Annotated in this window: 21 protein-coding genes; 7 read left to right on the top strand and 14 right to left on the bottom strand. The window is 70.5% G+C overall.

Translation table 11 applies throughout. From position 1 onward, the window contains the following. Nucleotides 1–13 precede the first annotated feature (13 nt). The 3 genes from ABD648_RS15665 to ABD648_RS15655 are packed head-to-tail and all read left to right on the top strand — an operon-like array spanning nucleotide 14 to nucleotide 2,213. Nucleotides 14–1,270 (top strand): flavin-dependent oxidoreductase, encoded by a 1,257-nt coding sequence (locus ABD648_RS15665; RefSeq protein WP_282215888.1) that lies wholly within the window; start codon nucleotides 14–16, stop codon nucleotides 1,268–1,270. Then, a complete protein-coding gene (locus ABD648_RS15660; RefSeq protein ID WP_282215887.1) occupies nucleotides 1,267–1,743 on the top strand; it encodes a MarR family winged helix-turn-helix transcriptional regulator in 477 nt (158 codons plus the stop codon). Before ABD648_RS15665 ends, ABD648_RS15660 begins: the two co-directional genes overlap by 4 nt. After that, the gene (locus tag ABD648_RS15655) at nucleotides 1,740–2,213 is read left to right on the top strand and encodes a DUF3237 domain-containing protein (RefSeq protein WP_282215886.1); all 474 of its coding nucleotides are present in this window, start codon (nucleotides 1,740–1,742) and stop codon (nucleotides 2,211–2,213) included. Before ABD648_RS15660 ends, ABD648_RS15655 begins: the two co-directional genes overlap by 4 nt. Here the strand turns inward: ABD648_RS15655 and ABD648_RS15650 are convergent. From ABD648_RS15650 to ABD648_RS15640, 3 genes are read right to left on the bottom strand one after another with little or no spacing between them, the layout of a single operon-like run. Continuing rightward, nucleotides 2,198–2,956: a phosphatase PAP2 family protein gene (locus tag ABD648_RS15650; protein WP_282215885.1), complete on the bottom strand. Its 759-nt coding sequence runs from the start codon at nucleotides 2,954–2,956 to the stop codon at nucleotides 2,198–2,200. The genes ABD648_RS15655 and ABD648_RS15650 overlap by 16 nt on opposite strands. Beyond that, complete coding sequence (locus ABD648_RS15645) at nucleotides 2,953–4,476, bottom strand: carboxylesterase/lipase family protein (protein WP_282215884.1); 1,524 nt, start codon at nucleotides 4,474–4,476, stop codon at nucleotides 2,953–2,955. Before ABD648_RS15645 ends, ABD648_RS15650 begins: the two co-directional genes overlap by 4 nt. A gap of 29 nt (nucleotides 4,477–4,505) precedes the next feature. Next, the gene (locus ABD648_RS15640; RefSeq protein WP_282215883.1) at nucleotides 4,506–5,813 is read right to left on the bottom strand and encodes an MFS transporter; all 1,308 of its coding nucleotides are present in this window, start codon (nucleotides 5,811–5,813) and stop codon (nucleotides 4,506–4,508) included. Nucleotides 5,814–5,979: 166 nt separating this feature from the next. Here ABD648_RS15640 and ABD648_RS15635 point away from each other — a divergent pair, with 166 nt between their 5' ends. Continuing rightward, nucleotides 5,980–6,549: a TetR/AcrR family transcriptional regulator gene (locus ABD648_RS15635; RefSeq protein ID WP_282215882.1), complete on the top strand. Its 570-nt coding sequence runs from the start codon at nucleotides 5,980–5,982 to the stop codon at nucleotides 6,547–6,549. A gap of 104 nt (nucleotides 6,550–6,653) precedes the next feature. On the opposite strand, the gene ABD648_RS15630 is transcribed toward ABD648_RS15635, so the two are convergent. The 5 genes from ABD648_RS15630 to ABD648_RS15610 form a co-directional block, all read right to left on the bottom strand. Further along, nucleotides 6,654–7,607, bottom strand: coding sequence for a DNA-methyltransferase (locus ABD648_RS15630; protein WP_282215881.1), 954 nt, complete (start codon nucleotides 7,605–7,607; stop codon nucleotides 6,654–6,656). Next, nucleotides 7,586–8,635: a lipoate-protein ligase LplAB gene (lplAB, locus tag ABD648_RS15625; protein ID WP_282215880.1), complete on the bottom strand. Its 1,050-nt coding sequence runs from the start codon at nucleotides 8,633–8,635 to the stop codon at nucleotides 7,586–7,588. The genes ABD648_RS15630 and lplAB overlap by 22 nt, the downstream gene beginning before the upstream one ends. A 37-nt stretch (nucleotides 8,636–8,672) precedes the next feature. Then, nucleotides 8,673–9,410, bottom strand: a complete 738-nt coding sequence (locus tag ABD648_RS15620; protein WP_282215879.1) for a DUF1684 domain-containing protein — start codon at nucleotides 9,408–9,410, stop codon at nucleotides 8,673–8,675. Between the two features lie 146 nt (nucleotides 9,411–9,556). Then, the gene (locus tag ABD648_RS15615) at nucleotides 9,557–10,435 is read right to left on the bottom strand and encodes an alpha/beta fold hydrolase (RefSeq protein ID WP_282215878.1); all 879 of its coding nucleotides are present in this window, start codon (nucleotides 10,433–10,435) and stop codon (nucleotides 9,557–9,559) included. 34 nt (nucleotides 10,436–10,469) lie between these two features. Continuing rightward, entirely contained in the window at nucleotides 10,470–11,207 is a 738-nt protein-coding gene (locus ABD648_RS15610; RefSeq protein ID WP_282215877.1) for a copper homeostasis protein CutC, read from the bottom strand. Between the two features lie 61 nt (nucleotides 11,208–11,268). Here ABD648_RS15610 and ABD648_RS15605 point away from each other — a divergent pair, with 61 nt between their 5' ends. From ABD648_RS15605 to ABD648_RS15595, 3 genes are all read left to right on the top strand, one after another. Further along, complete coding sequence (locus tag ABD648_RS15605; RefSeq protein ID WP_282215876.1) at nucleotides 11,269–11,709, top strand: MarR family winged helix-turn-helix transcriptional regulator; 441 nt, start codon at nucleotides 11,269–11,271, stop codon at nucleotides 11,707–11,709. 5 nt (nucleotides 11,710–11,714) lie between these two features. Next, on the top strand, nucleotides 11,715–13,043 hold the full coding sequence (locus ABD648_RS15600) for an MFS transporter (protein WP_282215875.1): 1,329 nt from the start codon (nucleotides 11,715–11,717) through the stop codon (nucleotides 13,041–13,043). 69 nt (nucleotides 13,044–13,112) lie between these two features. Beyond that, nucleotides 13,113–13,499 carry a hypothetical protein gene (locus ABD648_RS15595; protein ID WP_282215874.1) on the top strand — a complete coding sequence of 129 codons (387 nt, stop codon included), beginning with the start codon at nucleotides 13,113–13,115 and terminating at the stop codon, nucleotides 13,497–13,499. 104 nt (nucleotides 13,500–13,603) lie between these two features. Here the strand turns inward: ABD648_RS15595 and rocD are convergent, their stop codons facing one another. The 6 genes from rocD to ABD648_RS15565 all read right to left on the bottom strand — a co-directional run bounded on the left by rocD (nucleotide 13,604) and on the right by ABD648_RS15565 (nucleotide 21,365). Continuing rightward, a complete protein-coding gene (gene rocD, locus ABD648_RS15590) occupies nucleotides 13,604–14,779 on the bottom strand; it encodes an ornithine--oxo-acid transaminase (RefSeq protein WP_282215873.1) in 1,176 nt (391 codons plus the stop codon). A 38-nt stretch (nucleotides 14,780–14,817) separates the two neighbouring features. Further along, the gene (gene ddaH, locus ABD648_RS15585) at nucleotides 14,818–15,630 is read right to left on the bottom strand and encodes a dimethylargininase (protein ID WP_425561731.1); all 813 of its coding nucleotides are present in this window, start codon (nucleotides 15,628–15,630) and stop codon (nucleotides 14,818–14,820) included. Between the two features lie 243 nt (nucleotides 15,631–15,873). Next, nucleotides 15,874–16,884, bottom strand: a complete 1,011-nt coding sequence (locus ABD648_RS15580) for an NAD(P)-dependent alcohol dehydrogenase (RefSeq protein WP_282215872.1) — start codon at nucleotides 16,882–16,884, stop codon at nucleotides 15,874–15,876. A gap of 1 nt (nucleotide 16,885) precedes the next feature. Further along, complete coding sequence (locus ABD648_RS15575) at nucleotides 16,886–17,101, bottom strand: helix-turn-helix transcriptional regulator (RefSeq protein ID WP_282215871.1); 216 nt, start codon at nucleotides 17,099–17,101, stop codon at nucleotides 16,886–16,888. Then, entirely contained in the window at nucleotides 17,101–17,535 is a 435-nt protein-coding gene (locus ABD648_RS15570; protein WP_282215870.1) for a hypothetical protein, read from the bottom strand. Before ABD648_RS15570 ends, ABD648_RS15575 begins: the two co-directional genes overlap by 1 nt. A 104-nt stretch (nucleotides 17,536–17,639) precedes the next feature. Further along, the gene (locus ABD648_RS15565) at nucleotides 17,640–21,365 is read right to left on the bottom strand and encodes a proline dehydrogenase family protein (RefSeq protein ID WP_282215869.1); all 3,726 of its coding nucleotides are present in this window, start codon (nucleotides 21,363–21,365) and stop codon (nucleotides 17,640–17,642) included. Between the last annotated feature and the right edge of the window lie 34 nt (nucleotides 21,366–21,399).

Below are 21,399 nucleotides of genomic sequence, written 5' to 3'. Positions count from 1 at the left end.
TCAGGAGAGATCGATGAAGATCATCATCGTCGGCGCGGGCATCGGCGGCCTCGCCGCCGCAGTCAGCCTTCACGAGGCCGGCCTGCGGGACGTCGTCGTCTACGAGCGCAGCACCGCCATTCGCGGACTCGGCGTCGGGATCAACCTGCTCCCTCACGCGCTGCGCGAGCTGACCGAACTCGGCGTGGCCGAGACCATCGCCGCCCTCGGCGTCGCCCCGACGAGTCTCAGCTACTTCAATCGGCACGGACAGCGCATCTGGAGCGAACCCCGAGGCATCGCCGCCGGGTATCGCTGGCCGCAGCTCTCCGTGCATCGCGGGCGCCTGCAGCTGGCGCTGCGCGATCTCGCCGAAGCCCGCCTCGCCGAGCCGATCCGCCTCGGTCATCGCCTCGTCGGCGTCGCCGCGAACCCCGACGGCACCGAGACCGCCCGCTTCGCCACGGAGGACGGTGAGGTCGAGGCGACGGGCGACGTGATCGTCGGCGCCGACGGCATCCATTCCGCGCTGCGCGCCCTGCGCCATCCCGCCGAAGGTGCGCCGCCCTGGAGCGGCCTGACGCTGTGGCGGGGCGTGAGTCGGATCCCGGCGTTCCTCGACGGGCGCACCATGATCATGGCGGGAGACGGCGAGCAGAAGTTCGTCGCCTACCCGCTCTCGGAACCGGATCAGGATGGACGGATGCTGGTGAACTTCATCGCCGAGCGCCGGGCGGGCGGCACGGGAGACGCGGACTGGAACCGCTCCGTCGATCCCGGACCGATCGCGGAGCTCTTCCGGGACTGGCGCTTCGACTGGCTCGATGTGCCCGCCGCCATCGCTGCGGCCGACGAGATCCTCGAGTATCCGATGGTGGATCGGGATGCCCTGGCGCAGTGGACGTTCGGGCGCACCACCCTGCTCGGCGACGCCGCGCACGCGATGTACCCGAACGGCTCGAACGGAGGTTCGCAGGCGATCCTCGATGCGCGCACGCTCGCGTTCCACCTCGCGTCCGCGGGAACCGTCGAGGAAGGGCTCGCCGGCTACGAGCAGGCCCGGCGACCCGCGATGACCGCCCTGCTCGCCGGGACCCGGGCGACCGGTCCCGAGCGAGTCATGCAGCTCGCCGCCGAACGCGCCCCGCAGGGCTTCACCGACATCGATGAGGTGATCCCGCTCGCCGAGCGCGAGAAGATCGCGGCCGACTACAAGGCGACAGCGGGCTTCCTCCCGTCGGTCCTGAACGAACGCGCATCGCTCACCCCTCAGGCGGAGGCTTCGCGATGACCGGGTTCGACGCCGCGCGGCTCGCCGCCGTCATCTCACCGCTCCGCCGTGCGCTTCTCGCTGCCACACGAGCCGAGGCTGCGCTCCCCGAACTGAGCGACGCGCAGATCGACGTGATCCGCGCCCTCCCCCGCGGCACATCCCGAGGCTCGGCGGAGATCGCCACCCGCCTGCGTCTGAGCCGCCCCACCGTGAGCAATCTGCTCGGCACCATGGAGGCCGAGGGACTGATCGAACGCGCACCGGACCCCTCCGACGGCCGACGCGTCACCGTCCGCGCCTCGGCGACGGCACTGGACCTGTTCGACCGATTCGATGCGGCGAACGCTGCCCTCGTCACCCGGGCGACGGCGACCCTCGACGACGAGGATCGCGTGGCGCTCGGTCGAGCGCTACCCGTGCTCGAGAAGCTCTGCGCCGCGCTGGGAGCCGCCGACGTCCCGGCCTCGGCCGACCCGAAGGAGATCCGATGACGCCGCACGACCTGTTGCCCCCGCCGACGCTGGACGTCGCATTCGACGTGACCGTCGATCTGGGGCCGCTCGAAGATCATGGTGTCACCAGCGCCGGCCATCGCCGTGTCGTGCCGATCCTGGGCGGACGCATCACGGGCGCCGTCGAGGCGGACATCCTGCCCGGTGGGGCGGACTGGCAGGTGGTCCGCCCCGACGGCACGATCGAGATCGACGGCCGCTACTCTGCGCGCACGGCATCCGGCGACCTGCTGCTGCTGCACGCGAAGGGCCTGCGCACCGGATCGCCCGAGGTGCTGGAGCGGCTGGGCCGTGGCGAGGACGTCGACCCGCGCAGCTACTGCTTCCGCACGACCGTCGCCGTGGAGACTGCCGCGGAGTCGCTCGCACATCTTCCGCGGAGCCTGTTCCTCGCGGTGGCCCAGCGGCAGGCGAGCACCGTGCTCTACCGGGCCTATCGCGTGGGCTGAGCAGCCTCCGCCTTCCGCAGGAACCACGCCCGGCGGTCGTGATCGCGCCGCAGCCACGGCAGGAACGCCCACCACAGCAGCACGGCGACCGCCGCCCCGCCGATCAGTCCCGCGCAGGTGTCGGTGAACCAGTGCGCGTTGATCAGTGTGCGCTGCCACACCATGCCGACGGCCAGCAGCACGCCGATCGCGATCCAGATGCGTCGCGCCCACACCGCGGATGCCGGGATGAGGGCGAGCACCGTGATGATGATCGCCGCCATACTCACCGAGTGCCCGGACGGGAACGAGCCGTGATCGACCGGGACGAGCGGTCCGAACAGGCCCGCCACGGTGTCCTCGGTCGGGCGCGGCCTGTCGACGAGGTTCTTCGTGAGCTGCGACAGGAGCCCCGGTCCGGCCAGCTGCACGGCGATCACGAAGAGCGCCGAACGCCACCGCCCGACGAGCACGAGCACCAGCGGGAGCAGGAGCATCATCAGCACGACTCCGGGGAGCTGGCCGAGGTGCTGGAACAGCTGCGCGACGGCGAAGCCGGGGAGCCAGGACTCCGGCCCCACACCGGCGAACCGTCTCCAGCCGTCATCGAGCGCCTGCGACCACGGCGCATCCGGCGCGGCGAGCACGCCGAGAGCCAGCGCGACGAACACGACGAGAAGCCCGAGGGAGATCCACAGCATCCGTCGCGGGCGCGCGATCTTCACCGGCCGGGTGCGGACCCCGGCCGTCTCGATAGCGGTCACGACGCCGCACCCCGCAGCGGGCGCACCGAGGCGTAGGCGTCGGCGACATCACGCGTCGGCACGTCGTACACCCGCGCGATGCCGGCCGCCCCTTCGTGCCGTGGCCAGCCCGGGTCTCCCCCGGCGATGAACGCGACCGCGGTGCCATGCAGCTCATCGGCAAGACCCTGCGGCGGGTTCGGGCCGGCGAGCGGTTCCATCGAGGGGCCGTCGAGGCAGTCGAAGAAGAACGGCACGTCGAGGCAGTGCTCAGCGAAGCCGAAATGTCCGGACGGCCACGCGAAGCGGTACAGCCAGGTCGGGGCCGACCCGCGATCCTCCACCACGTTCAGCAGCGCGGTGCGGAACATCCGGTCGGTGAGCAGCCGCCCCGCGAGGCGCGCCTTGCCCTGTCCTGCGACATCGGCGTTCGCGGCGAGATACGCGTGCCGCGCGCTCTTGGGCAGGCCGAGCCTGGCGAGCAGGAAGTTCTGCGGCACCCAGCGCAACGCACGCTCCGCTGCGCCCGTGAACGCCATCGTGAACTCGTCGTCGGTCGCCCCGAGGACGAGCGGTTTGTCGGCGCCGACGCCCGCACGCAGCGACTCTCGCGTCGAGCGCGGCAGCAGGTCGCCGTCGATCGACGGCCCGAGCGGCAGCCCCTCGTCGACGATCGTCCCGAGCGAGTTCGGACCCATCCGGGTCGCCTTCTTCTGCAGCTCCAGGACGCGATCCTCGCTGAGCGATGAGAATCCGGCGACGGTCGGCTCGACTCCTGCGGCGGCCGCGAGACCACGACCGAACGCCTCCACCCGCTGCGGGGCGACGTCGGCGAGTGCGCCGGAGAGGGCGTAGACACCGTGGAACAGATGCTGCGCCTTCTCCATCCCGAGCAGCGTCAGTACCGCGCCGCCGCCCGCGGACTGCCCGGCGATCGTCACGCGTGACGGGTCGCCGCCGAACGCCGCGATGTTCTGCTGCACCCACTCGAGCGCCAGCAGCCAGTCGCGCACGCCGCGGTTCGACGGAGCATCCTCGATCCAGCCGAAGCCGTCGAAACCGAGCCGGTACGAGATCGACACCGTGACGACGCCGTCGCGGTTGAAGTTGCGGCCGTCGTACCAGGGGCTGGCCGGCGACCCGGCGAAGTACCCGCCGCCGTGGATCCAGACCAGCACCGGCAGGCCGGGACCCGCCTCCTCCGCCTCACCGGGTCCCTGAGCTCGTCGAAGGGCGGGCGTGAAGACGTTGACGTTCAGCGTGGCCTCGCCCTCGACGCTCGGCTCGGGGATCAGAGTGACTCCGGGGTCCCCGCGCTGTGCGGTCGGCGCGAAGACCAGCGCGTCGCGCACCCCGGCCCAGGGCGCCTTCGGCACCGGCGCCTGGAATCGACGCGCGCCGACCGGTGGCTCTGCGAACGGGATGCCGAGGAATGCGGCGGACCGCGGATTCCCCCGCCCGCCCGTGGTCGGACGCCAGCGACCTCTCACGCGCCCTGCGGCGGTGGTCACCTCGACGAACTCGGTGTCGGTGTCGGTCATCACAGCATTCTCCTGTTCGTTGCTGAGCATCAGCGGACTCCCTTGATCGGGGCGGTGGCGATCGCCGCGAGGATGACGAAGACGATCGCGAACACGAAGAGCGTCGCGTATCCGCCGAGTGCCGTGATGATCACTCCTCCGATCGCCGGGCTCAGGGCCTGCGGCACGTTCGTCGCGACGTTGAGGATGCCGAGGTCCTTGCCCGCCGAGACGCCCTCGTTCGGCAGCACCTCGGTCATCAGCGCGGCATCCACCGACATGTACAGTCCGAAGCCGATGCCGTTGATGATGCTCATCAGGATCATGCCGGTCATGTTCGGCTGCAGCAGGGGCATCGCGAGACCGGCGACCATCACGACGGATGCCGCGTAGATGAACACCTTGCGGCGCCCCACCTTGTCGCTCCACCAGCCCGACAGCGCGATCGCGATGAGCGTGGGGATGAAGGCGACCAGCGTCAGCGTGACGACGGCCCCCTGCGCGTCGGCGAGCGGCAGTCCGATGTAGTCGGTGAGCATGTACAGCTGGTACGACGTGACGACGAAGTAGCCGAGGATCAGCAGGAAGCGGGCGGCGAAGGCCCACGCGAAATCGGGGTGGCGCCGAGGGTCGATCCAGAAGCCCTTGAAGAACGCGCCCCAGCGGAACGCGTCGACCGCGGCATCCTTCGAGGACCAGTCCCGGTTGACGACGGCGAACAGCAGCGCCGCGACGATGACCGCGCCGCCGAACACCGAGTACCCGATGCCGATCTGCGCGGCGAAGGCACCGGCGAGCATGATCCCGACGGTCATCCCGAGCTGGGTGCCGAGCCCGATCATCGCGCTCGCGCCGCCGCGCTTCGCCCGGGGGAAACGGTCGGCGGTGATGGCGGTGAGCGGCGCCTGGAAGAAGTTGAGGGCGACCTGGATCACGACCCAGAACACCGTGATCCAGAGGATGTCGCTGAGCGAGCCGAGCCCGAAGAGGAAGATACCGCCGACGATCGCGCCGATCACCATCCACGGCACCCGGCGGCCGAAGCGCGACCGGGTGCGGTCGCTGAGCGCGCCGACGATCGGCTGCGCGAAGAGGGTGAAGACGAACGAGATCGTGGTGACCAGGCCGAGGTTGGCGACCTTGTTGGCCTCGTCGATCAGCAGCACCTGACTCGGCAGCAGGATCGCGATGAGTCCGCCGTAGGTGGCGAACAGGGTGAGCGAGGCGATCAGCAGACTGGGCAGCAGGCGCCTGTTCGCGGGTGGACTGGCAGCGGGTTCGCCCGGCGCGGGCGGTGCGGATCGGATCGTCCCGGTCGGGGCGAGATCGGTGGCGGGGTCGAGCGGGGACACGGACATGTCGGCTCCTCGTTGAGCGGATTCGGAATGAATACCAAACGTCATTCGGTATTCATCGGACATCGTGACAGACGAGCGGCGGCGAGCGCAAGTGATTCACGAACGTTGTTCGGTATTCGTGACCGAGTCGTGAGAAAGACATCGCCGTGACGGTTACCCTGGATCCATGGCGACTCGAGGGGCATACGCGAAGGGCGTCGCCAAGCGCGAGGAGATCCTCGAAGCCGCGCTCTCCGTCGTCGCCGAGCACGGCTACCGCAAGGCCTCGGTGCGGGAGATCGCGGATGCCGCCGGCCTCAGCCCCGCCGGCCTGCTGCACTACTTCGGCACGAAGGAAGAGCTCTTCGTCGCGATCCTCCAGGCGCGCGACGACCGCGACGAGCAGGAGTACGCCGGCGAAGACGTGATCGCCGCCTTTCTCGCCGTGACCCGGCACAACGCCTCGGTCCCCGGACTCGTGCAGCTGTACGCGCAGCTCGCGGCGGAGGCGGGCGACCCCGAGCATCCGGCGCATGCCTACTTCCGCGAGCGCACCGCGCGGGTCGAGAACTTCACGCTCGCGCAGGTGGCCGCGGACCAACAGGCGGGGCTTCTGCGCGACGACCTCGATCCGGCGTGGATCGTGCGCACCATGCACGCCCTCGCCGACGGCCTCCAGTCCGCGTGGATGCTCGACCCGACGCTCGACATGGCTGCCGAGATCGAGCAGTTCCTCGTGCTGCTGCGCCCGTCCTGACGCCGGGGCGGCTGCATCTGCAGGTTCGTTTCACGGGTGCAGGTCGAAACCGCCCGTTTCGACCTGCAACCGGGAAATCGACCGATGGATGCCGGTGGCGGCGGCTACTCAGACAGGCGCGAGACCTCGGCGTGCGGCATCCGCTCGGTCATCACACGGACGGCCTCGGGGTTGTCGTCGACGAGCACGGCGTCGCGGCCGAGCGCCGAGGCGACCGCCCCTGTCGTGCCGCTGCCGGCGAAGAGGTCGAGCACGCGGTCGCCGGGACGGCTCGACGCGGTCACGATGCGGCGGAGGATCCCCTCGGGCTTCTGCGTCGGGTACCCGGTCTTCTCGCGTCCGGTCGTCGGCACGATCGTGTGCCACCAGACGTCGGTGGGGAGCTTGCCCCGTGCCGCCTTCTCGGCGGTGACGAGCCCCGGCGCCATGTAGGGCTCGCGGTCGACGTCCTCGGAGTTGAAGACGTACTCCCGGGGGTTCTTCACGTAGACGAGGATCGTGTCGTGCTTCGTGGGCCAGCGACGGCGAGACTTCGCCCCGTAGTCGTACGCCCAGATCAGCTCGTTGAGGAAGCACTCGCGCCCGAACACCGCGTCGAGCATCACCTTCGCGTAGTGCGCCTCGCGGTAGTCGAGGTGCAGGTAGAGGGTGCCGTCGTCGGCGAGGAGCCGCCATGCCTCCTCGAGCCGCGGCATCAGGAACGTGCCGTAGTCGTCGAAGCTGTCGTCGTAGGTGCGCAGCATGCCGCGGACCCGCTCGTAGGCGTGGCCGTGGAATCCGTGCCGGACCTCAGTCGCCGCGGCCGGCTGTGCAGTATTCAGTCCATTCGTCGCGAGTTCTGCCGAACGGGCGCCTTCAACGCCCGGTTCGGCAGATTCTTCCTGAGTTGTGAACGCCCGCCGCGCGGTGACGACCTGCCGCTCCTGTGCGCGACCGGTGTTGAACGGCGGGTCGAGATAGACAAGCGTGAAGGATGCCGTGGGCAGAGCCGCTGCGACGGCGAGGTTGTCGCCCTCGATGATCGTGACGGCGCCGGTCACGGCACCCGATGCAGCCACGCCTCGGTGGCGAACTTCGACTCCACCAGGTCTTCGGCTGCGGCGTACTCCTCCGGGGCGATCGCGACCGTCTCGGCACCCGTCAGCGAACGGAAGGTGTCCTTGAAGCGCTCGATGATCTCGGCGCGCGTCAGTCCGGTCTGGCTGCGCAGCGGGTCGACGCGCTTCGCCGCCGAGGTGGTGCCCTTGTCGCTCAGCTTCTCTCGGCCGATGCGCAGCACCTCGGTCATGGTCTGGCCGTCGATGTCGTACGAGAGCGTGGCGTGGTGCAGCACGCCACCGTTGGCGAGGCGCTTCTGCGCGGCGCCGCCGATCTTGCCGGTCGGGCTCGCGATGTCGTTGAGCGGCTGGTAGACCGCATCGATCCCGAGCGACCGCAGCGCCTGCAGCACCCAGTCGTCGAGGAACGCGTACGAGTCGGCGAACGTCATGCCCGCGACGAGGGATGCCGGAACGTACAGCGAGTACGTGATGATCTGTCCCGCGGCCATGAGCATCGCTCCACCGCCGGAGATGCGGCGCACGACGTCGAAGCCGTGCCGTGCCGCCCCCTCGGGGTCGACCTCGTTGCGGTACGACTGGAACGAGCCGATCACGACGGCCGATTCGTCCCACTCCCAGATGCGCAGCGTCGGCCGGCGACGCCCTTCGCCGACGCGCGAGGTGAGCACCTCGTCGAGGGCGAGGTTCATCCGCGGCGAGACGGCCTTGTCGTGCACGATCTCCCAGTCGAAGTCGCGCCAGCCCGGCGCGGTCACCAGCGCGCGGCGCACGGCGGTGCCGACGGCCTCGGGCGTGAAGCCGAGGAGTTGCGCGCCGTCCGGGAGCGCCTCGCGCACCGCGGCGGCGATGACCGTCGCATCCGACTCGACCGCCAGGCCGTTCACGGCGGCGTTGATGTCGTCGAGCGCCGTGTCGGGCTCGAGGAAGAAGTCTCCGGCGAGGCGGAAACGCGCGATCCGATCGTCTTCGACGTCGAGGTCGACGACGACCAGCTTTCCCCCTGGGACCTTGTATTCACCGTGCACGGTTCCAGCTTAAGGCGCGCAGAGCGCCCGCGGCGGGTCAGCCGCCGAGCACCACGACTCGCTCTCCGGCCCGGATCGGCGTCGAATAGCGGTTGCCCGACGGTGGGAGCGGGCAGACGAACTGATCCGAGAACGCGCAGGGCGGCAGGTAGGCGCGGTTGAAGTCGATGATCGCCGAGCCGTCTTCGGCGGGCTCCTCGATCGGGAGGAAGCGGAACCGGTAGGTCTCGAGCCCGTTGGTGCCGTCGGCGAAGACCGCACTCAGCGTCCCCTGCGAGCTCCGCGTCACGGTCAACGTGTGCGGCGCGCCCGCGAGCTCGAAGTGCAGACGCCCCGCGACCGGGGATTCCCGCTCCTCGCCGTCGACCGCGGTGATGACGATCCGCTCGTCCGGCGTCGGCTCGAACCGCGCGGGCAGACGCCACCGCTCGTCGGGCGCGTAGGCGTCGATCGCCGTGAACCATTCGCGCTGCGGGCGGGACGGGTTCAGCACCCGGAGTGCCAGCGTCCCGTGCCGGTCGAAGACGCGCAGCTCGCGCCGCCCGAGCCGGAAGCTCTCCGCACCCCGCAGCGTCACGCTCGCGCCGGACTGCCCGAGCTCGCTGCCGCGGATGCCGCCGTCGCCGGTCAGCGCCCAGAGGCCGGGGATGCCGTCGACGGCGGCGGGCATCTCGATGAGCCAGTTCGTCGACTCGAGGGCTGACGGGCCGTACTCCGAGCCCGCGAGCCGCTCACGCGCCGCGTGCCAATCGCGCCATTCGCTGACGAAGCTCATCCGACCGCCCTCTCGCGTTCCCGCGGAATACTGGTCCGAATGTAGAGCGCATCAGGCGTCGCCTGCCCGGATGACGTCACGCACCTTCACCGTGCGTAATCTCGCGACTCCGAAGGGAATGCGCGGGCGCTCAGCCGGGTTGGCGGTCAGCTCTGCGCGCGCGAGGGGAAGTGCGTGTCGAGCCAGGCGAGCACGTCGGCGCGCACCTCTTCCTGCTGCAGCTCGTTGAAGATCTCGTGACGCGCATCCGGATAGACCAGGGTGGTGACGTCGGTGAGACCGGAACGCGAGCGGTACTCGTCGGCGAGCTTGTGCACACTGTGCGGTCCGCCCACCGGATCGTCGCGGCCGACCATCAGGAGCATCGGGATGTCGTGGCCCGCCTTCGCGACGAGATCCTTCGCCGGGCGTCCGTAGAGCTTGGCGGCCTCGATCGGGCCGAACAGCTTGAGGAGCGGGACGTCGGTGGTGAGCGGATCGTCGTCGAACGACGCCCACACGGCGGGATCGCGACTGAGCCACTCGAGCCCCGTCGCGCCCTCGTCCTTCGCCCAGCGCGCGTTGAGCGGCGCGGCGTTCAGCGAGCCCGGGGTCAGCAGGGCCGAGCCGGAGAGGATGACCGCATCCCAGGCCTCGGGGTGATGGTTGACGAGCTTCTGCGCCAGGAACGATCCCCAGGAGTGCCCGAGGAGCACGAGCGGCAGGTCGGGGTTCTCGTCGCGGATGATGCCGGTGAGCTGCCAGATGGCATCCTCCGCTGCGCGCAGTCCCCCCTTGCCGAGGTGCCCGAGTCGCGCGGGTCCGTCGTGCTGGCGGATGCCGGTGCGGCCGTGGCCGCGATGATCGTCGGCGTACACGGTGAAACCGGCTGCGGCGAGGGCCTTCGCCAGCACGCCGTACCGGCCGGCATGTTCGCCGACGCCGTGCAGGAGCTGGACGACTCCGCGCGGCGTCGTGGTGGCCGGATGGACGTCGTAGACGATGGCGATGCCATGGGCGTCGGTGAACTCGCGAGTATCCGTCACGGGGAGAGCCTACCGACCGCGGGTCGCCGGCGGGTCACCGACCGAGCGCGGCGCAGACCGCGAGCGCCGTCTCGCGGTCGGTGACCTCGTAGCCCCCGACGCCGTCGGAGGCGGACCCCATGCGCACTCCCCCGGCCTCGCTGACGGCTCGCTTCGCGGAGAAGTGGATCGCATCGACGCCGCTCGCGGCGAGCCCCGGAGCGTTGGCCGCGTCGACGCCGCTGCCCGCCATGATCTCGATCCCGCCCTCGGCCGCAGCCACGAGGGCGCGGAGCGTGTCGATGCCGTCGATCGCGACGGATGCTCCGCCCGAGGTGAGGACGCGACGGAGTCCGAGGTCTCTGGCCGTGCGCAGGGTCGCGACCGGATCGACCGTCATGTCGATCGCGCGGTGGAGGGTGACGGATGCTCCGCCGGCAGCGTCGCGCAGACGCGCCATGGCATCGACGTCGAGTGCGCCGTCGGCATCGAGGGCGCCGATCACGACACCGGCGGCACCGGCTCCGATGGCCCGGCGCACGTCGCGCTCCGAGACGACGAGCTCGTCCTCGGTGTAGTGGAATCCCCCCGCGCGCGGCCGGATCAGCACGTGCACCTCCGGCCCTTCGGCGCCGGCGGTCTCGACGGCCAGCTCGAGCGTCGCGGGCGAGGGAGTGAGCCCGCCGAGGGCGAGGGCGGTCGCGAGCTCGACGCGCGTCGCGCCGACCTCCGCGGCGATGCGCACTCCGGCGGGGTCCTGCACGGCGATCTCGAGGGCGAGGGTTCGGGTCATCCCCCCATTCTGCCGGGTCGGCCTTTCCCTCTTCCAGAAGGTTAGGTAGGCTACCTAAGTAATGTCTGCGTCTGATGAATCCCTCCACCTCACCGCCACAGACCTCCGCATGGCCACATTCCGGCTGGCCCGCCGCCTGCGCTGCGCCCGGGCCGCGGATTCGATGAGCGATGCGCAGCTCGCGGTGCTCGCCGATCTGCGCATGAACGGTCGCCGGACGATCTCGACGCTGGCCGAGCGCGAACGCGTGGCCGCTCCATCGATGACCGGCCTCGTCAACGGCCTGGAGGAGCAGGGGTTCGTCGTGCGCACGCCCGACGAAGACGATCGCCGCCGCGTGCAGGTCGACATCACCGACGCCGGGATCGCGATCGTCGTCGAGACCATCCGACGCCGCGACGAACTGCTGGCCGACATGCTGCGCGAGGTCGACTACACCGAGGCGGAGCTGACCACGCTCCGCGAAGCCAGTGCACTGATGCGACGGGCGGTCGAGCGATGAGCGCCATGTTCCGTTCGTTCGCGAACATCAACTACCGCATCTGGTTCGCCGGCGCCCTCGTCTCGAACATCGGCGGCTGGATGCAGGCCACGGCGCAGGATTGGGTCGTCCTCACCGAGCTGACCGACAACGACGCGACGGCGATGGGCGTCACGATGGCGCTCCAGTTCGGCCCTCCCCTCCTGCTGGTCAGCCAGACCGGTTGGGTCGCCGATCGCTTCGACCGGCGCCACATCCTGATGGTCACGCAGACCGCGCTGCTCGGCCTGGCCATCGCCGTCGGCATCCTCCTTCTCAGCGGCGTCATGACGCTGCCGATGATGTTCTGCTTCGCGCTCGGGTTCGGCGTCGTCAACGCCTTCGACGCGCCCGCGCGGCAGGCGTTCGTGTCCGACATGGTCTCCGCCGGCGACACGTCGAACGCGGTCGCCCTGAACTCGGCATCCTTCAACCTCGCCCGCATGATCGGGCCCGCTGTCGGCGGCCTCCTGATCGTGGCGATCGGCTCCGGCTGGGTGTTCATCGTCAACGCCGCGACGTTCCTCGCGATGATCCTCGCCCTGCTGATGCTGCGGAAGAGCCTGCTCGCCGCGCGTCCGAAGACGCGCAACAGGGGCGGCCTCCTCGCCGGCTTCCGTTACGTGTGGGGGCGCAGCGACCTGCGCGTGGTGTTCGTGACCGTCTTCCTCATCGGCGCGTTTGGCATGAACTTCCCGATCTTCGCCTCGACCATGGCGATCGAGTTCGGGTCCGGAGCCGACGGCTACGGCGTGCTCAGCTCGATCCTCGCGATCGGCTCCCTCGCGGGCGCCCTGCTCGCTGCACGACGCGACCGGGCGCGCGTGCGCGTCGTCATCCTCGCCGCGGGCGGATTCGGCGTCGCCGCCTTCGTCTCCTCCGCGATGCCGACCTACGCGTCCTACGCGGTCACGCTGATGTTCACGGGCTTCATGATCGTGACGCTGCTGACCACCGCGAACGGCTACGTGCAGATGACGACCGACCCGTCGCTGCGCGGACGCGTGCTCGCCCTCTACATGGCCGTGATCATGGGCTCGACGCCGGTCGGCGCGCCCATCGCCGGCTGGGTGGCCGATGCCTTCGGGCCGCGCACCGCGATCATGCTCGGCGGGACGGCCGGATTCGTCGCCTGCGCGATCGGCGCGATCTGGGTGTTCACCTCCGGACGCCTGCACCGCGACGAGAACCGCCGGTTCCTGCTCACCCTCGACGAGACGCGCCCCCTCAGCGTGATCGAGCGGGCCGACCCGATCGAGTTCAGCGACGAGGCCGCCGCGACCACGCCGATCCGCACCGCGACGAAGAACGACTGAAGGGTCCTCGCACGACGGCCCGTTGTCAACACCCTTCGTGCACGCTGCGGCCGAACGTAGTGTCGGCGCATGGACGAGAACAGCGAAAGCACCCCGCACCCGCAGGAACCGGCCGAAGGCGCGACCGGCGTCGACGGCACGACAGAGAACGAAGGCCATGAGGGCGGTGACAACGGCGCCATCCAGGGCGATGCCGCGCGCGGCGAGTCCACGGGCGGCGCGATCCAGGGCAGCGCAGGACCCGATCACGACGGTGCCGACAGCGGCGACGGCGGCGCGATCCAGGGCGACAGCTCCCGCGGCGAGTCCACGGGCGGCGCCATCCAGGGCAGCGCAGGTCCCGATCACGAGGCACCGCTCGGCGGCGACAAGGCGACCGAGGATCAGCTCCAGGCCGACAACGCGGCCGAAGAGGCCACCCTCAAGACGCTCGACCCTGATTCCCCGCCGGCCTGAGTCACCGCGCCGCCGAGCCGCCCCTTTTCGTGCGAGCGGCCCCTGTGAAGACGTTCACAAAGGGGCCGCTCGCACCGAAGCGGGTGGTTCGACAGGAGCGCGAGTCAGGCCCCGAGAACGAGCTTGAGCTGCTCCACCGCCCAATCGAGCTCCGTCGCGCGGATCACGAGCGGCGGGGCGATGCGGATGGTCTGACCGTGCGTGTCCTTGACGAGCACGCCCCGCGCGAGCAGCTTCTCGGCGATCTCGCGGCCGGTGCCCTTGGCGGGGTCGATGTCGACGCCCGCCCACAGTCCTGCGAGGCGGACGGCCGTGACGCCGTGGCCGATCAGCGGCTGCAGCGCCTGACCGAGGTGCTCCCCGAGTGCGCGGGCGCGCTCCTGGAACTCCCCCGACTCGAGCATCTCGACCACGCGCAGGCCCACGGCTGCGGCGAGCGGGTTGCCGCCGAACGTCGAGCCGTGCTCCCCGGGCTGGATGACGCCGAGCACGTCGGCGTTCCCGACCACGGCCGAGACCGGAAGGATTCCGCCGCCGAGCGCCTTGCCGAGCAGGTAGAGGTCCGGGACGACGCCCTCGCGGTCGCACGCGAACGTCTCGCCGACACGGCCGAGTCCGGACTGGATCTCATCGGCGATGAACAGCACGTTCTTCTCATCGCAGATCTCGCGGATGCGGCGCAGGTACCCCTCCGGCGGGATCACGACGCCGGCTTCGCCCTGGATCGGCTCCACGAGCACGGCGGCCGTGTCGTCGGTGATGGCTGCCGCGATGGCATCCGCATCTCCGTACGGGACCACGTCGAACCCGGGCGTGTACGGCCCGAAGCCGTCGCGTGCCGACTCGTCGTCGCTGAAGCTGACGATCGTGGTGGTGCGGCCGTGGAAGTTGCCGGCGGCGACGATGATGCGCGCACGGCCCTCCGCGATGCCCTTCACCCGGTAGCCCCAGGCGCGGGCGACCTTGATGCCGGTCTCGACGGCCTCGGCTCCGGTGTTCATCGGCAGGACCATGTCCTTGCCCGCGAGCTGGGCGAGCGCCGCGGCGAACGGCTCGAGCCGGTCGCTCTGGAACGCGCGGCTGATCAGGGTGACGCGTCCGAGCTGCTCGGTGAGAGCTGCGACGAGAGCCGGATGCCGGTGGCCGAAGTTCACCGCGGAGTAGGCGGCGAGCAGGTCGAGGTAGCGCTTGCCCTCGACATCCGTCAGCCAGGCCCCCTCACCCCGCGCGATGTTCACCGGAAGCGGGTGGTAGTTGTGCGCGACGTGCGGCTCGGTCACGCCTTCGACCTGGGTCCCTGAGCTTGTCGAAGGGCCGCTCAATTCGCACCGCGCAGCTCGAGCGTGCAGCACTTGATGCCGCCGCCGCCGAGCAGCAGCTCGGAGAGGTCGATCATGATCGGGTTGTAGCCGCGCTCGCGCAGCTGCTTCTCGAAGCCCTTCGCGCGCGGCGAGATGATGACGTTGTAGCCGTCGCTGGCCGAGTTCAGCCCGAACACCGAGCCGTCCTCGTCCGAGACGAGGATCGCCTCGGGGAAGCGCTCCTCGAGGATCGCGCGGCTCGCGTCGTCGAACGCGCCGGGGAGGTACGCGATGTTGGCCCGCTCCGGGCCGCCGTTCTCCGTGCCCTGCACCGGGTCGAGCACGGCGATCGCGGTGTCGAGGTGGTAGAACCGCGGATCGACGAGGTTCAGCGACACGACCTCGCGACCGAAGATCTCGCCGACCTCGCGGTGGCTGTCGCCGGTCGAGCGGAAGCCGGTGCCGGCGAGGATCACGTCGCCCACGAGCAGGAAGTCCCCCTCGCCCTCGTTGACCTCCTCCGGGATGACAGTGTCGTAGCCGGCCGCGCGGAACCAGTCGGCGAAGGCCGGGGACTCGCCCTGGCGCTCCACGAACCGGAACTTCGGCACATAGGCGCGGCCGTCGATGAGGAAGCCGCCGTTGGCCGTGTAGACCATGTCGGGGAATCCGGCGAGCGGCTCGATGAGCTCGACCTCGTGGCCCAGCTCGAGGTAGAGGTCGTGCAGCTGCTGCCACTGTGCGACGGCTTTCGCCGTGTCGGTCGGGTTGGCCGGCTCCATCCACGGGTTGATCTTGTAGCTGACGGTGAAGTGCGACGGCTTGCACATCAGGTAGTGCCGGTGGTGAGCGGTGCGGGTCGCGGTGGCCTCAGGCGTCGACAGCGTGTTTTCGAAAGACAAGATGCTCCTCGGAACGGGACGCGGCGGACTCTGTCCAGGGGCCCGGCGGTCCTTCGACCCGCTTCTCGTCAGAGGGGTTGCGGGGAAGATGCGACTCGAGCACGCCAGCTCCCATTCTGTCATCCACCCCCTGTGCGTCGCCAGAGCGCGCGCGCCGGTGTGCGGAGCGCGTCAGGCCCCGCGGACGACGAGCTTGCCGACCGTGTGCCCGGCTTCGATGTGCGCGAGCGCGGCGGATGCCTCGGCGAAGGGGTACTCGCGCTCGATCACGGGCGAGATGCGGCCCTCGGCGACGAGCTCCAGGAGCTTGGCCAGGACCTCGGGGCGCGGCGAGGCCGCGAGGGGACGGATGCGGCGGGATCCGATCGAGAGGAAGGCGGCCTTGATCATGCGCGGCACCGGTCCCAGCACGTGCCCTCCGTCGCCGGTGACGAGCACGACCGTGCCGCCGGGCGCGACGAGGCGCTGCAGATCGCGCAGCGGCATCCCACCGGCGATGTCGATGACCGCGTCGAAGTGCTCGGCCGGCAGCTCGCTCAGCGGCGACGTGCGGTGGTCGAGGGTGCGGGTGGCCCCGAGGTGCTCGATGAGCGGCGCGTTGCGCGTGCGGCACGTCGCCCAGACCTCGGCGCCGCGGAGCGCGGCGAGCTGCACCGCGAAGGTGCCGACTCCGCCGGACGCGCCGATGATGAGGACCCGTGGAGCGCTGCCCGCGCGCAGCCCGACCTCGGCGAGGTCGAGAGCCTGCCAGGCGGTCCCCCCGGCGACCGGAAGGCACGCCGCGACCGCGGGCTCGACGTCGGGCGGGACCGGCACGAGCCGGGCGGCGGGTACGCGCACGTACGTGGCGAGCCCCCCTCCCCCGACGAGCTCTCCCACCACATGTTCGTCGAGCTCGGCGCCCACGACATCGGGTCCGACCGCGACGACGGTTCCGGCGACCTCGATGCCGCGCACCGGGTATTTCGGCTTCGTGAGGCCGAACACCGGCCGCACGAGCAGCGGGTCTCCGAGCATCAGACGCACGTCGCCCGCGTTGAGAGCCGTGGCGGTCACGCGCAGGACCACCTCTCCGCGGCCGGGGACGGGCACGGGGATCTCCTGCAGGGTCGTGCCGGCGGCGGGCCCGTACGTCTCACGACGCCAGGCGCTCATGGTCGAGGTCTCAGGTGTGTTGTCCATGTCACTGCTCCGGATACTGGAAGAGGTCGTCGATCCCCACGCCGAAGGCGCGGGCGATCTGGAAGGCGAGTTCGAGCGTGGGCGAGTACTTCTCCTGCTCGATCGCGATGAGCGTCTGCCGGGTCACGCCGATCGTGCGGGCGAGGTCGGCCTGGGTCATCCCCGCCGACTCCCGGTGGGCGCGGATGCGGTTGGAGACGCGGGTGGGCTTGACCATCAGATCAGTCCCCTGCGGTAGGCGACGACCCGCGCGACGCTGCCGATGGTGGCGGCCACCCAGAAGCCGGCGAACATCGTGTTCGCGATCCAGAAGACGTCGGCGCCGACGGCGCAGAGGGCGATCACGCCGAGTCCCGCGATCACGAGGAAGGCCTGCTCGACGCGTCCGCCCAGGCGGCTGATGTCACGGTCGCGGATGTCGGACTTGCCGATGCCGCCGGCATCCGTCATCCCGGCGATCATGCCCCAGACGACGCTGAGGATGATCACGGCCACGATGCTGCCGCCGATCACCCACAGCATGAGCGGGAACCAGTCGACGTCGGTGAGCGGACCGCCGGCCGCCTGCTGAACGATGAGGATGACATAGACGATCATCGTGATCGGGCTCACGATCAGCCCCGCCCAGGCGTTGCGCTCCTCGTAGACCATGATGCCTCCTATGTAAAAGATTCTTGACACACTGAGCGTACGACGCAGGTGCGGGCTATGTCAAGAATCTTTTACATGCGGGGCCGCCGGCCCGCGCGATCCGCTCAGATGACGTCGCTGAAGCGGCGGTCGACGTTCCCGTAGCGGTGGGCGGTGATGCTGATGGACTGCTCGTGCACGAACGGCAGCAGCTCGATGCGGGCGGCCGCGGTCACCTCGCCGTCGTACACCGCGAGGTCGGGATCACCGCTCGATGCCACGGCCAGCGAGGCATGGGCCGCGGCGACCGCGTCGCGACCGCCGACCAGGCGCACCCGGTTCCGGCTCGGCGCAGGACGACGGTCGCCCTCCGCGGGCTCCTCATGGCGCAGCATCCGCTCGATCCACTCGCCCTCGGTCTCGAGGAAGACGACGGCGTCCAGATCGCCCAGGGCTCGACGCACCTCGGCCGGCAGACCGCTCGGCGTGGACAGCACGAAGCGGGCGCCCGCACGCACGCCGGCGATCACGACCCGCAGCAGATCCTGCAGGGCCGCATCGTCGGTCGCCCTGATCTCGACGGGCACCGGCCGATAGCGGAAGAGGTTGCGCTCGACGCCCAGCCGGGACACGTCGCGCACCTGCCCGAACTCGCGATCCCAGGCGAGCGCGTCCGACAGGGCGGAGCGTCGCAGCCACTCGAACGGCTCGTACGCGAGCGACGGCTGCGCCGCCTCGATCAGGGCGGTGATCCGGGAATCGAGACCGCGGAGGTGCAGGGTGCTGGATGCCGGACCGCCCGGGTGCGAGCGCCACGACCCGAGGCCGATCAGGTAGTTCGGACCACCCGCCTTGGCGCCGGGACCGACCGAGGAGCGCTTCCAGCCGCCGAACGGCTGCCGCTGCACGATCGCGCCGGTGATGCCCCGGTTGACGTACAGGTTGCCCGCCTGCACGCGGTCGAGCCACTGCGCGAGATCGTCGGGGTCCTGGGTGTGCAGGCCCGCCGTGAGGCCGTAGGCGACTGCGTTCTGCAGCTCGATCGCCCTCTCGAGCGTGGGCGCGTGCATCACGCCGAGCACGGGACCGAAGAACTCCTCCGTGTGGAAGCGCGATCCTGCCTGCACGCCGACCCGGATGCCGGGGCGCCAGAGGCGTCCGCTGCCGTCGTCGTCCGCCGCGAGCGCGGGCTTGATGAGCCACTGCTCGTCGCCCTCGAGCTCGGTCAGCGCCCAGGCGAGCTTGCCCTGCGGCTTCTCGATCACCGGGCCGACCTCGGCGAGCGGATCCGTGGGCCAGCCGACGTGCAGGGAGCGGACGGCATCCGCCAGCTGCCGCGCGAACCGGGGAGAACGGCCGACCGGCCCGACCAGGATCGCCAGCGAGGCCGCGGAGCACTTCTGCCCGGCGTGGCCGAAGGCGCTCTTGACGAGGTCGGCGACCGCGAGATCCAGGTCGGCGGACGGCATCACGATCATCGCGTTCTTGCCGCTGGTCTCGGCCAGCAGCGGCAGATCGGGCCGCCAGGAGCGGAACAGCGCCGCCGTGTCCCAGGCGCCGGTGAGGATCACGCGTTCGACCGCGTCGTGACTGACCAGCGCGCGACCGAGGTCGCCCTCCTCGATGTCGACCAGTGCGAGCACGTCGCGCGGGACGCCGGCCTGCCAGAGCGACTCCGCGACGACGGCCGCGCAGCGGCGGGCCTGCGGGGCGGGCTTGAACACCACGCCGGAACCTGCGGCGAGCGCGGCGAGCACGCCGCCCGCCGGGATCGCGATGGGGAAGTTCCAGGGCGGCGTCACCACGGTCACCTTCGCGGGGACGAAGGATGCTCCGGAGATCGCATCGAGCTCGCGGGCCTTGGCGGCGTAGTAGCGGGCGAAGTCGACGGCCTCGCTGACCTCGACGTCGGCTTCGGCGAAGACCTTGCCCGTCTCGGATGCCGCGACTTCGATCAGCTCGCCGCGGCGCGACTCGAGCGCGGCGGCGGCGCGGAGCAGGACCTCGGCGCGCTCGGCGGCGGGACGAGCGCCCCACGCGGGAGCCGCGTCGCGCACCCGCTGCACGGTCTCGTCGAGAGCGGCGGGGTCGTCGATCCGCGCGGCCTCGAGGGTCGTCCTGCCGACGGTCGAACTCGGGATGCTCTCGCGCACGGAGCGCGCCCAGTCGCGGTTGGCCGGGAGGGCGGGGTCGCTGTCGGCGGTGTTCGAGAACCCGGGGGCGCCGCCGGTGCCTTCGGCCACCTCCCGCGCGGAGTAGACGGCGGTCTCGAGGAAGGCCTCGCCGTCGCTGTCGTCCGATCCGCGCGAGATGCCGAGCACGGCCTTGGTCAGGCCGACCTCGGGGGCGGGCGCCACCGGAGCAGGTCGCACCGACTCGTGCACCGGGGCGAGCCGGTCCTGTGTGCGGCGCGGGCCGATCCGCAGCGTCGGGTCCGTGGACCGGTCGAGGGCGTCGAGGAACCGATCCTGCTCGCGGACGAACAGGGACTCGTCCTCGTCGAGCCGGAACGCCGCGGACAGGAAGTTGTCGGCCGACGCGTTCTCCTCGAGTCGGCGCACCAGGTAGCTGATGGCGACGTCGAACTCGGCAGGCTCCACGACCGGCACGTACAAGAGCACGGCACCGACCTCGCGGGACACGGCCTGCACCTGCCCCTGAGCCATGCCCAGCAGCATCTCGAACTCGATCGCCTCGCGCACCCCTCGTTCACCGGCCAGCAGCCAGGCGTAGGCGATGCCGAAGAGGTTGTGCCCGGCGACGCCCAGCTTCACGGCCGCCGCCCGCTCGGGGTGCAGCGCCCAGTCCAGGCAGCGCAGGTAGTTCGCGTCGGTGTCGAGCTTCGTGTCGTAGGTCGCGGGTGTCCAGCCGTGGAGCTGCGCCTCGACGTTCTCCATCGCGAGGTTGGCGCCCTTCACGAGGCGCACCTTGATCGGCGCTCCCCCGTGCGCGACCCGGTCCTGCGCCCATGCGGTGAGCTCCTGCAGGGCGGGGAGGGCATCGGGCAGGTACGCCTGCAGCACGATGCCAGCCTCGAGGTGCTGCAGTCGCGGGTCCTCGAGGATGCGCGTGTACACCGCGATCGTGAGATCGAGATCGCGGTACTCCTCCATGTCGAGGTTGATGAACGTCTGGGCTCCTGAGCCTGTCCCCTCCTGGGTCCCTGAGCCCGTCGAAGGGCCCGCCGCGGTCAGGTAGAGCGGCATCAGCCGCTCGACCACCTGATCGACGACCTCGTCGAACGCCCACATCGAGATGTGGCTGATGATCGCCGACACCTTCACCGAGACGTAGTCGACGTCGGGGCGGCGGATCAGCTCATGGATGCCGTCGAGCCGGCGCTTCGCCTCGGCTTCGCCCAGCACGGCCTCGCCGAGCAGGTTGAGGTTGACGCGCGCGGCGGTCCCGGTGGCGGTCGAGGGCGTGCGGATCTTCTCCAGCGCCGGTCCGAGCTTCGCGGGTCGGACGTCGACCACGAGGTGTCCGACCATGTCGCGGAGCACGCGACGGGCGATGGGCACGACCGGAGACGGCAGGATCTGCGCCATGCCGCCGCCGAGACGCACGGCGGACCGCAGGTACCACGGCAGGAATTCGGGCACGATCGGAGCGATCCGGTGCAGTTGGGATGCTGCTGCAGCCAGGCTCTCCGGACGCATCACGCCGTCGACGAACCCGAGGGTGAAGGGGAGTCCATTCGTGTCCTGCAGCACGCCCGCGAGCCGCTCCGCCGCGGGGTCGACCTCGGCCGCCGCGGCCTCGGTCACCCAGCGGCGCGCGAGCTCGACGGCACGATCCGCGAGAGGAGCGGATGCCACGGCATCCGAGGAGGATGACGACGACTCTGCCATGGTGTCCACATTAGGTCTGGATGCCGCTCGAGCA

Source organism: Microbacterium luteolum (assembly GCF_039533965.1).
Classification (GTDB): Bacteria; Actinomycetota; Actinomycetes; order Actinomycetales; family Microbacteriaceae; genus Microbacterium; species Microbacterium luteolum.
Note: the sequence above shows the minus strand (reverse complement) of the source record. Positions and strands in the feature narration are given on the sequence as shown.